Raw genomic sequence first — 12,851 nt, 5'->3', positions numbered from 1 at the left:
CGCCGCCGGGATTAAAAATCATCTTGTGTGGATGATTATTCGATGCCGAGACCCTTGCGGACTTTTTCGTAATCGCCGCGTAGCGCTAGGGAACCGGAGGTCAGCGTCAGCTTCGGCGGCTCTTTGCCGTTGGCGATCCAGTCGTACATATCGAGCGCAGTCTCATAGCCATGGCGTTTCGGCGAGATGATGACGGTGCCAAAGAAGCCCGTAGCCGAAGGCTTCTTGAATTCGTTGATCGCCGAATCCGCGCCGCCGATGCCTACGCCGATCATGTTGTCGGCCGCGATACCGACCGATTCAGACGCGCGCACGGCGCCGAGCACGGCTTCGTCATTAAGGCCGAAAGCAACCCAATACTTCACGTCGGCATGCTTGTTGAGTACTGTCGTGGCAGCATTGAGAGCCGCTTCGGTATCAGTCTTCGCCTGCGGGGCGTCATAGATGTTCGCAGCCGGCAAGCCTGCTGCCTTCAGCACGGAGATGGCGCCTTCGACGCGATCAACTGCCGTCGGAAGCTGGTCGTAGGAAACGCGGATCGCACCGACACTTTTCAAATCCCAGCCGCGCTTCTTTACCTCGTCCACGATTGCCTGCCCCACAGTTTCGCCGATCTTCGAGGCCGAAATGCCCATATGGGGAACATTTTCGAGCGGCTTGCCGTTGGCATCGACCAGGCGGTCGTCGACCGTCATCAGCTTCAGCTGATTGGCCGCGGCCTTGGCGACAATGCCTGGGCCAAGCTTCACGTCGGGTGTACAGACGATGAAGCCCTGGGCGCCTTGCGCACCGAGGTTGTCGATTGCCGACTGGACCTTTTCGCCATCCTCGGCGCCGATCTTGACGAGGGTAAAGCCCTTCTCCTTGGCGGCCTGGTCCGCGAACTTCCATTCGTCCTGAAACCACGGCTCTTCCGGTTGTTTTACGATGAAGCCGATCTTGACGTCCTCTGCAAAAGCGGAGCCAGCCGCCAAAACGGCTAACGTGCCAGCCACGATGGCTGCTTTGAACAAACGCATGTCTCTCTCCCTGAAAATCTCGGTCTGCCACGCATCGGCAGCCGATATTGAATAAAAATAAACATCATACCAGTCAATATTTGTGTATGATTTTTCTGGTTATGAGCGCGGTTTCTAGCGGTCAATCTTGAGGAAAATGCCTCATTTCCCTGTCATTGAAAGGATTTGAGCGGAATACATCCAGCGAACCATAGAAATAAATAGTACATATATATTGACTTTCACCCGACCAAATATAGGGTGCCGCGCATCAGGATCAGCCCGGGAAAGGCAGCCGCTCAATGGCTCTCATCGACTTGCAGGCGGGCTCTTTTTCGGCCCGTGTTTCGACGTCGGGCGGCCTGTTGCTCGATTTCTCCTGGTTGGTGGATGGCCGCAAGATCCCGCTTCTGAGACCCGCGCAGGACGCTGCCGATGCACGTTCCTCCGCCTGTTATCCGCTTGTCCCCTTCGGCAATCGCGTCCGCAACAACCGTTTCGCATTCGGGGGTCGCAACTATTCGCTTTTGCCCAACACGTCCTGGGACGCCCATTATCTTCATGGCGACGGCTGGTTGGGCGAATGGTCGCTTTTGTCCCGCAGCCGCAACGAAGTGCAGATCGGTTACCGCCACCAAGGACAGGGGACGCCTTACAGCTACGACGTGAAACAGACCATCACTTTGTCTGCCGACGGGCTGAGGCTGCATATGCGGTTGGAGAATACCGGCGAAGATGCCCTTCCCTTCGGGCTCGGTTGGCATCCGTTCTTTCCGCTGACCGAGCAGACGACGCTTTGCGCGAAGACGCAGCGCTACTGGACCGAGACCGCCGGCTGGCTGCCTGGCAAGCCCGCCGACATTCCGACCGAGCTCGACTTTTCGCGGCCGTCTCCCTTGCCCAACCGCTGGATCAACAACGGCTTCGAGGGCTGGAGCGGCGAGGCGCAAATCACCTGGCCGGAAAACCGCACGGCCCTCGCCCTGACCGCGGACCCACTTTTCCAGCATACGTTCATTTTTCTTTCGGATAGCAAGTTTGACCCCGAATTTCGCCGGGACTACTTCTGCTTCGAGCCAATGTCCCATTTGGCCAACGGCCATAACCTGCCGGGTCTGGGCGATCTGAAGGTTCTGCACCACGGGGAAGGTCTTGAGGGCTCAATCCGGCTGCAACCCCACGAAATCCCGGGATAATGCCAATCCTGACCACCCACCATGTTCAGCAATGCTTGAAGAGGAAATACAGGATGCCGAACCGCCTTTCTGACAAAAGGGTCTTTATCACAGGCGCTGCTCAGGGAATTGGACGGGCAATCGCAGAGGCTTTCGCGGCTGAAGACGCACGTCTCTTCCTTGTCGATCGTGATGAATCGGTTCTTGCGCAAACGGCCGCTGAACTGAAGGCGAAGGGCGCCATCCTCGGTCACCACGCCACCGACATTACCGACGCGGCGGCTATAAAGGCGGCCATCGCCGAGGCAGACAAGCAGATCGGAAGCCTCAATGCGCTCGTCAACAATGCTGGCGTCAATGTATTTGCGGAACCGTTGCAATCAACGGATGAGGAGTGGCAGCGCTGCTTCGACATCAACCTCAAGGGGGCCTGGAACTGCTGCCGGTCCGTGCTGCCACAGATGATCGACAACGGTGGCGGCGTGATCCTTAACATCGCCTCGACGCATGCCTTCACGATCATTCCGCACACCTTTCCCTATCCGCTCGCCAAGCACGCCCTTCTGGGAATGACCAAGTCGCTGGGGATCGAATATGCTTCGAAGAACGTTCGCGTGAATGCCCTGGCTCCAGGTTATGTCGCGACGCAGAAAGTCGTGGATTACTGGAATAGTTTCCCGGATCCGGAAAAAGCTAAGGCCGAAACGATGAAGCTTCATCCGGGCGGCCGCATCGCAACACCCGAAGAGATCGCCATGGCTGCGGTTTTCATGATCTCGGACGAATGCCCCTTCATGAATGCAACCTGCCTGACTGTGGACGGCGGGTTGAGCGTCATGCAGCACCAATAGTCTAAGGAATTCCAGTTTGCGAATGCGCCTGCAGTGTAAGCGAGAGCTTATTGCCGAAACCATCCAATGATGTCGAAGGAACCAAGCCGATCGATTTCGAGATCCTGCTGGCCAAGATTGAGGGTTGCGTGGCGCGACTTGGAAACGACATCAGGAACGATCGGGCATTTTGAACGAGGCTGGAAGCAGATCCGATACGGTGGCCAGCATATGGCGTATTTCTGCACGCAGTCAGACGGCGAACACACAGTCGACCGAGGACCTTATCGAGGGGCTGCACAATTGGCAGCTTTTCACGGTTAAATCCGGAGAAGCATCCCGGATGCTATCGCAAGCGCTCCTCAAGGAAAGGCATTAATGCCGCCTGCACCTTGAGCCTTGTGGCTTGGAATTCCACACAAAGCTGCACCTTCGCCGCCGTCAGTCGACTGAATGCCGCAAGCCGGCAAGATCATGGCCGCTTCGGCCGTGCGGGCGCTGACCGATCCGACATTGGTCATCGCGGCGAAAACCGAGCATCGCAAGCAACTCGATGGCGAGAAATATGTGTCGCTGATCCCGGCAGAGGCAACGCTGCAACGCTTGCGCTGACGCCAACGATCGGATGAGATCACTCAGACGTCGTCTGAAAACAACGGCGTCTGCCGGCCATGGGCGACGAAGCTGCGGAAATCCTTGACTGCTTCCGACGTTGCGAGCGAGCAGAAGGGGCCGCGGCTCACGTCGATGCCGTTGAGTTTCCGCAGGCGCACATCCATTTCGGCGCTCTTTAAGGTCACCGCAGCTGGATTGACGACCGGCGCATGCAGCACCTTGAAGCCATATTCGCCGCCGACCAGCAGGCCGGGCAGGATGCCGGCCGGCACCACGACATCGGCGCCATCGCGCACAAGCGGTTCGGCACAGGCACTGAAGGCTGCAAGCATACGTTTGCGCGCCTCATCGTCGCCGGCAAAGGCGGCGCTGAAATCGGATGGCGCGCAATTCATCCCCACCACGTGCTTCACCCGGTCGCCCAGTCCGTAGAGATCAGCCTGCTCATAGTGCCAGGTCTGAAAGACGTCATCGAGGGTGACAAGCGCGAGGCGCCGTCCGAAGCGGGCGGCATAGTGCATCGAGACCTCGCCTGCGCCGATCACCGGGATGCTCACCGCCGATTTGAGCTCGAAAAGGCCGGGATCCTGAAAATGGCCGAGAACCACCGCATCATAGCCGCGCTTTTCGGCTTCAAGCCCGTTGTCTATCGCGATCGCCGCGCAACGGAATTCCGCCAGCCGCCCGAAGTGCCGGTCCGGCGGACTGATGCCGAAAACCTCGACTGTCGTACCGGGCTCGGCGATGCCGTTCAGGTAGTCCGAAAGCTTATGCATGTAAGTGGCGCTGGCCGTGGCGTCGATGAAGCTTTGCCAGAATATGCGCATTGTTCCCTCGTCCTGTTCGTTGTCACGCGTCGTTTTGCTCTCGTCAAAACGGGAATTTAAGGCTTTAATCGTAGCCATATCCACTCTGGAGAACCAAATGAATTCGCCTACAGCAAACGAAATTCCACTCGACGAGACGGCGACGGAAGTGGCGGAAGCGGCGCTGACCGAATTCGAATGGTCGCTCTGGCGGATTTCCGCCGCCTTCGTGCGCTGGCAGTCGGAATGTGCCAGCGAGCTTGCCGGGTCTGGCCTCAGCGGCCTCGACACCGCCGTCCTTCATACGATCCGCTACCGCAACAAGCCGAAGGGCCTTGCCGAAATCTCCCGCCTCCTCGGCCGCGACGACACCGCCAACATTCAATATGCGATCAAGAAATTGCAGGCCCTGCAGCTAATCGAGCGAGTGAAGGGCCGGTCGCGCAAGGACACGCTTTATGTTCCGACACGCAAAGGCAGCAAGCTGACGCAGGACTACCGCACCCTGCGCCGGCATTTGCTGATCTCGCTCATCCAGAAAATGGACCACGCGGAAAAAGGGCTCGGCGATGCGACCGAAATGCTGGAGCTTTTGACGAGCTTCTACGATACCGCTGCCAGGCGCGTGGCGATCGCCCCTCATACCGTCGAGCGCGACTGAACCAGGGCCAACACGCGTAGAGGACTTCCCGATCCGCCCTGGATCTTCAGAGGCGCCGCAAAAATCATCGCGCCCGTCGCCGGCAATTGGTCGAGGTTGGCAAGGCATTGCAGCCCGTAGCGCCCGGCGCCATGCAGATAGTGATGCGCCGGATAGGGCGGCGAGAAATGGCCCGCCTGCCCGGCATCGGTCCCGATGGTCTCGGTCCCAAAACCGAGAATGTCGCGCTCGGTCACTAGCCATTGCATGACCTCCGCATTCGGCCCCGGCGTATGCGCACCATCGGCGAGGAGATTGGCATAAGCTGCACCATTGCGTTTCGACCAGTCAGTGCGAAGCAACACCCACGAGCGTGGCGGAATTTGACCATGCTGCTCTTCCCACACCATCACATCGGCAACCGTCAGCAGGAAATCGGCGTTTCCGACGCTTTCGCGTGAGCAATCGATGACGCAGGCCCGCGCAATCATATCCGTCGGCGGTAATGTATCGACGGAATTTAGCGGCAGATCACGGCCCGTATACCAGTGGATCGGCGCATCGAAATGCGTGCCGGTATGCTCACCGAAGGAGAGGTTGTTCCAGTACCAGGCCGGCCCGCCGGCATCGTAACGGGAAATACGTTCCATGCGGAAGGGGGCGGACTGGCCCAGCTCCGGTGGCATGACGATGATAGGAAAGTCCGGTGAAAGCGTATGGGTGAGATCCACCACACGGATGTCACCGCTAGCAAGCGAACCAGCCAGAGTTTCGAGAATATCGGCGCTCATTGTTCCGCCTCGCGTTCGACGGCCTTTTGATTGTCCAGAAGCCGCGCATAAAGATCCTTGGCGACGTCGCCGACATAGATATCCTCAAGCCCACGCTTCAGCCCGTCGACAATAGCATCGGCCAGCGTCTTGGGCGCGACCTTGGGTGGCGGCACAGTCTGGAACCACTCCGTGTCGAGCGGCCCGACAAAGGCGTTGATCACCCGCACACCACCGGGACGAAGCTGCGTGCGCAGCCATTGCGAGAGGGATAGGCAGGCGGCATGCGCCGCCGAATGCACGCCGAATTGCGGGTCGCTGCTGAGCGCGTGCACCGAGAGGATATTGACCCAGGCGGCCGCGGCAACACCGTCCGCGCCGCGCGCCCGCATTACCGGTCCGAAGGATTGGGCAAGGCGCATCAGACCCATGACAGTATGATCCATTGTGTCGCGCGCGGTACTGGCAGCGCCCGCGTCGAAAAGATGGGCAGGCCGCACATGGTCGGCCGTATTGATGAGAACTTCGACCTTGGCGTCGATATCGGCCGCCAGCTCCTGCACCGACCGCTCGCTTGTGAGGTCGAGATCGACGATCTCGACACCGTCGATCGCCTCGAGCTGCAACTGGCCGTCAAATGGCTTCCAGCGGTTGGCGATGCCGACATAAATCGTGGACGCACCCGCCTTCTTCAGTGCGGCGGCCAGAGCCAGTGCCGTGGGGCTGCGGCCGTCGGTGATCAGCATACGCCGATGCTTCGGGTCGGCTGTCATTTCACGCCATTGAGGATCGTCTTCCATATGCGGCGTCTCCGAAACGGGTTTGGCAAAGAAAACGGCCTGGCCGCTTTTGTCGAGTTGCAGCGACAGCGTCACCCGGCTACCGGTGCCGGCACAATCGCCATGCAGATGCGTGACCACACTTGGCCCGCAATCGAGCTGAACGAGCCCCACCCGCCACGGCATATGCTCGCGAAAATAGGGATCACTGGTAACCTCAACCGAAGTCTTGGAAAGCAGCGTACCGCCTGTCGGCGCATCGACGAAGGGAAGTGCTGCCGACAGGCAGCGCGGGCAGGCGTCGCGCGGCGGATAAGCATATGTTCCGCATTCGGCGCAGCATTGCAGCATGAAGCGGCCCGTGGCGGCTGCAAGCGTCAGCCCTTGCGCCTTGCGGCTACGCGCCGATGGCGGCAGCAAGGGCACCTTGGTGCGGGAAAACGGGTTCTTGCGTAGTGGTTTTGCGAGCGGACGGGTCATGCCGATTGCCTCGCCAGGATCGCCGCCGCCGATGCCAGACCGCGGTCGTAGTTGATCATACCGAAACCGGACACGAGGCCGACCTTGACGTCCGCCACCTGTGTGCCGCCCGCCGCGCCCAGAAGCTGGCGCATGGCCTCGACGATGCCGAGATGGCCGCCGGCAGCGCCCGCCTGCCCCACCGAGAGCTGCCCGCCCGAGGTATTGTGCGGAAAGGAACCGTCGATCGTGAATGTGTGCTGGCGCACGAAATCCGGCCCCTCGCCCTTACCGCAGAAACCGAGATCCTCGAACTGCATCATGGAGATGACCGGGTAATCGTCATAGGTCTGCACGAAGTCGATATCATCGGGCGTCAGGCTGGCCATACCATAGAGCTCGTCGCGATCCATCACCCACCCGCCGCGCATCTGCACGGCATCATCGGGGAAAGCATTGTGCCGCTCGATCGCCGACAGCAGCCGCACGAAAGGAAGGCCGAGCGACACTGCGGTTTCCTCGCGCATGACCAGGAAGGCCTCGGCGCCGGCGCAGGGCATGACACAATCAAAGAGATGAAACGGCTCGGCAATCGGCCGTGCCGACATGTACTGCTCCAAAGTCAGCGGCTTCTTCATCAGCGCATGCGGATAGCGCAGCGCATTGTCGCGCTGCGCGACGCACAGCTTGCCGAAGTCCTCGCGTGTAGCGCCGTAGCGATCCATGTAGGCCCGAGCGATCAGCGCGAAACTGGCATTGGGTCCACCAGCGCCATGGGGATAGGAGGCGTCCTGGGCAAAGCGGGAGAAGCTGGCGAGCGTCTTGCGAAACGTGTCGACCTGATTGGTATCGGCCGCGACACAGGCGACGATATTCACGTCACCCGCCTGCACGGCGCGGGCCGCACGCCGGATCGAGACGATGCCGGAGGCACCGCCCATTGGCAGATGATCCAGCCAGCGGGGCGTCAGGCCGAAATGCTGCGTCAGCGCGATCGCCGCATCCGGTCCCATGGTGAAGCTCGAGACCGCAAACCCGTCGAATTCCCGATGGCTGATGCCCGCTCCGTCTGCCAGCGTTCGTAACGCCCGACCGATCCACCAATGCGCGCTCTCGATCGAATATCGCTCATAGGGCACCGCCACCGGCACCGCCAGAACCACGCCGTCATAGGATTTGCGGGGGCGCGAAGCCGTCATCCGGCCACCGTCAGAACCACATCGACATTGCCGCGCGTGGCATTGGAATAGGGGCAACGCTCGTGAGCGCCGGCAACGATCTCCTCCGCCAGAGCTCTGTCGATACCCGGCAGCGAAGCCGTGAGTTCGACCGCGAGCGCATAGCCGACTGACACCGGGCCGATGCCGACCTTGGCAGTCACCGACGCGTCGTCGGCAAGCGCTATTTTCCGGGTGCGCGCGACCAGCTTCACCGCACCGAGGAAGCAGGCAGCATAGCCGGCAGCGAACAGTTGTTCAGGGTTGGTGCCCTCCCCGCCCGGCCCGCCAAGCCCCTTCGGCACGGAAAGACCAACCACAAAACTGCCATCGGCGCTTTGCGCCTTGCCGTCCCGGCCACCGAAAGCGGTGACAGCGGTTTCATAGAGAATTTTTTCCGGTGTCATACGGATCTCCTTAGAAAGGATTTTAGCTTTGATTTATTGTATAACAGATGCGCTCGCCCTTCGAAAGGGCTCCACATCAGCCACCTTTGCGGATCGTTGCCTTTAGCTTGCGCAGGTCGATCGCCGAGCCGTCTTCGACCGCCTTGGCCGCCATGGTCTTGATCTCGCCGCGCTGGACCTTCTGTGTGGAACTGACGGGAAGCTTCTCGATGAAGACCACATAGCCGGGCAGTTTGTGATAGGCGATATATGCACCGCAGGCCTCGATGATACGCGAGGCCCGCTGCTGAAGATCGCCGCCTGCTGTAACCTCGGCCTCAACGATGAAGGCGAAAACCTCCTCGCCGCGCAGATCGTCAGGCACCGGCGTCACCGCCGACGCCTTGATGCCGGGCAACTTGGCAAGCGCTGCCTCGACTTCAAGTACGGCAATATTCTCGCCGCTGCGACGCACGATGCTCTTCTTGCGATCGAAGAAGTAGAGCAACCCGTTCTCGCCGGCATAGACGACATCGCCGGTGTGGAACCAGCCGCCTTCCCAGGCCTCTTCCGTCGCTTTCTCATCCTTGAGATAGCCGCTGAAGAAACCGTCTCGCGGGTTGCGCCCTTCCGCCCGCACCAGAAGCTCACCGGGTGTCCCCAAGTCGACCGTGTTGCCGGCATCGTCGACGATCCTGTACTCCATGCCGGCGCGCGGCCGGCCGATGCAGCGCAGTCCCGGCGCGTAATCGTCGGCCGCCGTCGTGGTGACGGCCCGCCCACCTGTCTCGGTCATGGCCCAGGCTTCGACGATCGGGATGCGATAGCGCTCCTCAAATTCGACCTTGTGCCGGGCATCGACGCCGGGGCCGAGCGCGAATTTGACCCTGTGCGCGCGTTCGGCCTCGACTGGCGACATCTGCAGCAGGATGGCCGGAATGACACCGAGACAATGAATGATGGTTGCACCTGAATCGGCGATCGAGGCCCACCAGCTCTTGGAATGGAAGCGATCGAGCGGCACAATGGCGCCGCCTTTCATGATCATGCCAACCACCGTGCAACCAAGCGCGTTCATATGGAACATCGGCAGCGGCGTGAGCGCAATCTCGCTACCCTCCGCCATATCAGCAACGCCGCCCTGAGTAGTGTACCACTCGGCAAGGCGGATGAAATAGATGTTAGAGAGCATGCAGCCCTTGGGCTTGCCGGTGCTACCGGATGTGAACAGCAGGGCGCATTCCGCGTCCGGGCCGCCTGGCTCCGCCGTCAGCCTCACAGGCGACGGCGGAATGTCGTCGTTCGCCCCGATTACTGTGACCTTGCCGGGATGGATGTCGGCAAGGTCCGCCAGCCGCTCGGCAATCGCGATCAGCAACGGCGCCTCGGCCATATCGAGCTGGAAAACAAGTTCGTCACGCCGCAGATCTGGATTGATCGGCACGATCGACGCGCCGATGGCATTCAGCGCCAGCCAGAAGGTGAAGAATTCCGGCCGGTTTTCCAGAAGCAGAGCCACCCGTGAACCAAGGCCGTAACCGGCGGCCGCAAATTTTTGGCTCAGCGCGGCAGCTTCAGCGAACACCTCGCCGTAGCTGTAACGAAACCCCAGTGGCGCATAGGGTAGCCCGGCGCTGGCCGGTGCGATCAACAAGGCTGCTTCGGGGTTGGCGCGTGCCCGGTCGGCAAACAATAGATGGGGAGAATGTGTCATCTTGTCCTTCATTCGCGCTCGAGAAGACCTTTGATCAGGAACATCTCCGCCTCATGGATCGTGCCGAATTGGATCCATTCCGCGTCGGTCTGGGTTTGCAGGCGCCAGGTCAGCAGCGTGACGACGCATGTGTTCTGCCCCATCTTCAACAGGTCGCCGGGAATGACGCGGGACATGTTGCGAAACTGCATGGCCTCCTTCGACCCGCCGACCTCGTAATCCACCTGCAAACGATCCCGATCCACATCGAGGCGGACATAGGTCTCTTTGCCGGAGAAAATCGATGTGCCGCAAAACAGGCCCGGCTCGACCTCTCTCCGGTCGAAGCTGCCCCATGCCCAGCTTCCCTGCTTCAGCCCATCCGACATCAATTCAAATGTGAGAGCGGCAGGGCGCTCCACCTTGATGCTGCTTGAATGGCAATGCGGGTCTAGCATCAACGTCCCCTCTTCGGATTTGCCGGGATGATAGGATCAATTCGCTCAAACAACATTTTAAGCATAAAATAACTTGAAAGGGCGTCAATGTTTTTTTCGGCCTCGATCGGACCCGGCCACATTCTTGCGCCGAAAGAAAACGACGCCTTTCGCTTCCACCCACCTGAAACGCCTATTTTTCCGCCTTTTATCCCGGAACATCCCTTGCCGAATGAAATTCGAGTAATCAATAAATTTTAGGCTTGAAGTAATTTTTAGCCCGTTCTACGATCTCCGCAATTGCTAAGGGGAAGCCCGCGAAAAGAGGCTAAAATAGCAAAAACCAAAAAGCCCTCGGCAAGATTGCAGGCTTGCGTTCAACAACCGCCGCAGGCTCACCGGCCCCCTATCGCTGCACAGAGCAGCAAGGCCAGGTGTGCACACCAGAGGGATCGTGATGACTTTTGAACTAGACCGCAGAAATCTCCTGCAGATGCTCGGCCTTGCTGCAGTCAGCGGCGCCGTGCTCTCGCGCGCAAGTTTCACCTATGCGGCGGACACCGACAGCGTCTCCATCGGCTGGCCAAGCGATGTGCCGTCCTGGGATCCGAACCAGCGCTTCGTTCCGGATGCGCAGCCGATCTTCAAGCTGGTCTTTGACCAGCCGCTCGATCAGTCGCCCGATCTGAAGCTCATCCCCAATCTCATTACCAAGTGGGACCTTGCCACCGACGGTCTTTCCATGCCGTTCGAGATCCGCAACGATGTCAAGTTCCACAATGGCGATCCGATGACGATGGAGGACTTCAGCTACACCTTCGTCGATCGCATCAAATCCGGCCTGAAGCTCGATATCGCCAATTCCTGGCGCAATCTGACCGCGATCGAAGTTACGTCGCCGACCAGCGGCATCATGAAATTCTCGGCACCGACACCGACCGCGCCGCAATGGCTGGCTTTTCTCGGAAGCTATCTCGTTCCGAAGAAATACATGGAATCCGTCGGCCAGGATGGGTTCCTGAAAAAGCCCGTCGGCACTGGACCCTACAAGCTCGTCGACTACCAGATGAACTCACGCATCGTACTTCAGCGCAACGATGATTATTTCGGCGTAAAGCCGAAGATCAAGAACGTCACCATCGAAATCATCAAGGATCCTTCGGCGCGCACCGCCGCCATCCAGTCCGGCCAGATCGACCTCACCGTCAACATCCCCGTCCGTGAGGCCGAACGTCTCGGCAAGGTGGAGGGGCTCACCGCCGAAATCAATCCGTTCACCCGCATCATCCTGCTGCAGATCCGCAACGACATGGGCTTTGCCGACGAGAATGTCCGGCTTGCTGCACACCACGCCATCGACAAGGCTGCCCTTTCCAAGGCTTTCTATGGCGGTGCGGCCGTCCCACTCTCGGTTCCCGCGACGCCTGGCACACCAGGTTTCGTCGAAGGTTACAGCTTCAAATACGATCCAGCCCTGTCCAAGGAGCTGCTCGCCAAGTCCGGCTTCAGCGCCGACAAGCCTGCAACCATCACGCTTGCGGCCACCAACGGCCAGTTCCCCAGCGATTTCGACATCGCCCGCGCGCTTGTTCAGATGTGGGGAAAGGTCGGCATCAAGTGCGAGATACAGCAGATCGAATATTCGAAGTATTTCGAGCTCAATCGTGGCGGCAAACTGCCGGAGGCGACCCTCTATAGCTTCGACAACGCCACGGGTGACCCCGAGATCTTCTCCGGCTATCTGCTGAATCCAAAAATGCCGTTCGGCGCATGGAAGGGAATGGAGATCGGCCAGAAGGTTCTCAACCTCTTCGCCGAGCCTGTCTATGACAAGCGCGTGGCCGGCTACCGGGATCTTGCAAAAGAAGCCGTCGAAACCGGAGCCACCATTCCGCTCCTGCAGAGCGTCCAGACATTGGTCCGCAAAAAGAACCTCGCTTACGCCAAGTATGGCAACGCCTGGATCCTGGGCAACACCATGTCGTGGTCGTGAGTTTGCGCTGCATAGCTTGAAAGACCATGGGGTCCGGGGTTCGCTCCGGGCTG

13 protein-coding genes are annotated in these 12,851 nt (G+C 59.7%); 5 read left to right on the top strand and 8 right to left on the bottom strand.

Annotated elements, in window-relative coordinates; all coding sequences use genetic code 11:
- Nucleotides 1-35 precede the first annotated feature (35 nt).
- Entirely contained in the window at nucleotides 36-1,019 is a 984-nt protein-coding gene (locus tag FHT28_RS08995; RefSeq protein WP_037190992.1) for an arabinose ABC transporter substrate-binding protein, read from the bottom strand.
- A gap of 281 nt (nucleotides 1,020-1,300) precedes the next feature.
- Between FHT28_RS08995 and FHT28_RS08990 the strand changes: the two genes are divergently transcribed.
- The 3 genes from FHT28_RS08990 (at nucleotide 1,301) to FHT28_RS08980 (ending at nucleotide 3,615) form a co-directional block, all read left to right on the top strand.
- Nucleotides 1,301-2,194, top strand: a complete 894-nt coding sequence (locus tag FHT28_RS08990) for an aldose 1-epimerase (protein WP_168596025.1) — start codon at nucleotides 1,301-1,303, stop codon at nucleotides 2,192-2,194.
- A 53-nt stretch (nucleotides 2,195-2,247) separates the two neighbouring features.
- Nucleotides 2,248-3,024 carry an SDR family oxidoreductase gene (locus tag FHT28_RS08985; protein ID WP_168596024.1) on the top strand — a complete coding sequence of 259 codons (777 nt, stop codon included), beginning with the start codon at nucleotides 2,248-2,250 and terminating at the stop codon, nucleotides 3,022-3,024.
- Nucleotides 3,025-3,456: 432 nt separating this feature from the next.
- Nucleotides 3,457-3,615 (top strand): amidohydrolase, encoded by a 159-nt coding sequence (locus tag FHT28_RS08980; protein ID WP_168596023.1) that lies wholly within the window; start codon nucleotides 3,457-3,459, stop codon nucleotides 3,613-3,615.
- 23 nt (nucleotides 3,616-3,638) lie between these two features.
- Here the strand turns inward: FHT28_RS08980 and FHT28_RS08975 are convergent, their stop codons facing one another.
- The gene (locus FHT28_RS08975; RefSeq protein WP_047640615.1) at nucleotides 3,639-4,445 is read right to left on the bottom strand and encodes an aspartate/glutamate racemase family protein; all 807 of its coding nucleotides are present in this window, start codon (nucleotides 4,443-4,445) and stop codon (nucleotides 3,639-3,641) included.
- Nucleotides 4,446-4,542: 97 nt separating this feature from the next.
- Here FHT28_RS08975 and FHT28_RS08970 point away from each other — a divergent pair, with 97 nt between their 5' ends.
- Nucleotides 4,543-5,085, top strand: coding sequence for a winged helix DNA-binding protein (locus FHT28_RS08970; RefSeq protein WP_162740660.1), 543 nt, complete (start codon nucleotides 4,543-4,545; stop codon nucleotides 5,083-5,085).
- On the opposite strand, the gene FHT28_RS08965 is transcribed toward FHT28_RS08970, so the two are convergent.
- The 6 genes from FHT28_RS08965 to FHT28_RS08940 all read right to left on the bottom strand — a co-directional run bounded on the left by FHT28_RS08965 (nucleotide 5,064) and on the right by FHT28_RS08940 (nucleotide 10,826).
- Nucleotides 5,064-5,855: a cyclase family protein gene (locus FHT28_RS08965; protein ID WP_168596022.1), complete on the bottom strand. Its 792-nt coding sequence runs from the start codon at nucleotides 5,853-5,855 to the stop codon at nucleotides 5,064-5,066. The two genes, FHT28_RS08970 and FHT28_RS08965, sit on opposite strands and share 22 nt — an antisense overlap.
- Nucleotides 5,852-7,093, bottom strand: coding sequence for an SDR family NAD(P)-dependent oxidoreductase (locus tag FHT28_RS08960; RefSeq protein ID WP_168596021.1), 1,242 nt, complete (start codon nucleotides 7,091-7,093; stop codon nucleotides 5,852-5,854). Before FHT28_RS08960 ends, FHT28_RS08965 begins: the two co-directional genes overlap by 4 nt.
- Complete coding sequence (locus tag FHT28_RS08955; protein WP_168596020.1) at nucleotides 7,090-8,271, bottom strand: thiolase family protein; 1,182 nt, start codon at nucleotides 8,269-8,271, stop codon at nucleotides 7,090-7,092. The genes FHT28_RS08960 and FHT28_RS08955 overlap by 4 nt, the downstream gene beginning before the upstream one ends.
- Nucleotides 8,268-8,696, bottom strand: a complete 429-nt coding sequence (locus FHT28_RS08950) for an organic hydroperoxide resistance protein (protein WP_168596019.1) — start codon at nucleotides 8,694-8,696, stop codon at nucleotides 8,268-8,270. Before FHT28_RS08950 ends, FHT28_RS08955 begins: the two co-directional genes overlap by 4 nt.
- A gap of 76 nt (nucleotides 8,697-8,772) precedes the next feature.
- A complete protein-coding gene (locus FHT28_RS08945; RefSeq protein WP_168596018.1) occupies nucleotides 8,773-10,389 on the bottom strand; it encodes an AMP-binding protein in 1,617 nt (538 codons plus the stop codon).
- A gap of 8 nt (nucleotides 10,390-10,397) precedes the next feature.
- Nucleotides 10,398-10,826 carry a hypothetical protein gene (locus tag FHT28_RS08940; protein WP_168596017.1) on the bottom strand — a complete coding sequence of 143 codons (429 nt, stop codon included), beginning with the start codon at nucleotides 10,824-10,826 and terminating at the stop codon, nucleotides 10,398-10,400.
- A gap of 436 nt (nucleotides 10,827-11,262) precedes the next feature.
- Here FHT28_RS08940 and FHT28_RS08935 point away from each other — a divergent pair, with 436 nt between their 5' ends.
- Nucleotides 11,263-12,798, top strand: coding sequence for an ABC transporter substrate-binding protein (locus FHT28_RS08935; protein WP_168596016.1), 1,536 nt, complete (start codon nucleotides 11,263-11,265; stop codon nucleotides 12,796-12,798).
- The last annotated feature ends 53 nt before the right edge of the window (nucleotides 12,799-12,851 follow it).

It is taken from the genome of Rhizobium sp. SG570 (genome assembly GCF_012275345.1).
GTDB lineage: Bacteria > Pseudomonadota > Alphaproteobacteria > Rhizobiales > Rhizobiaceae > Rhizobium > Rhizobium lusitanum.
Note: the sequence above shows the minus strand (reverse complement) of the source record. Positions and strands in the feature narration are given on the sequence as shown.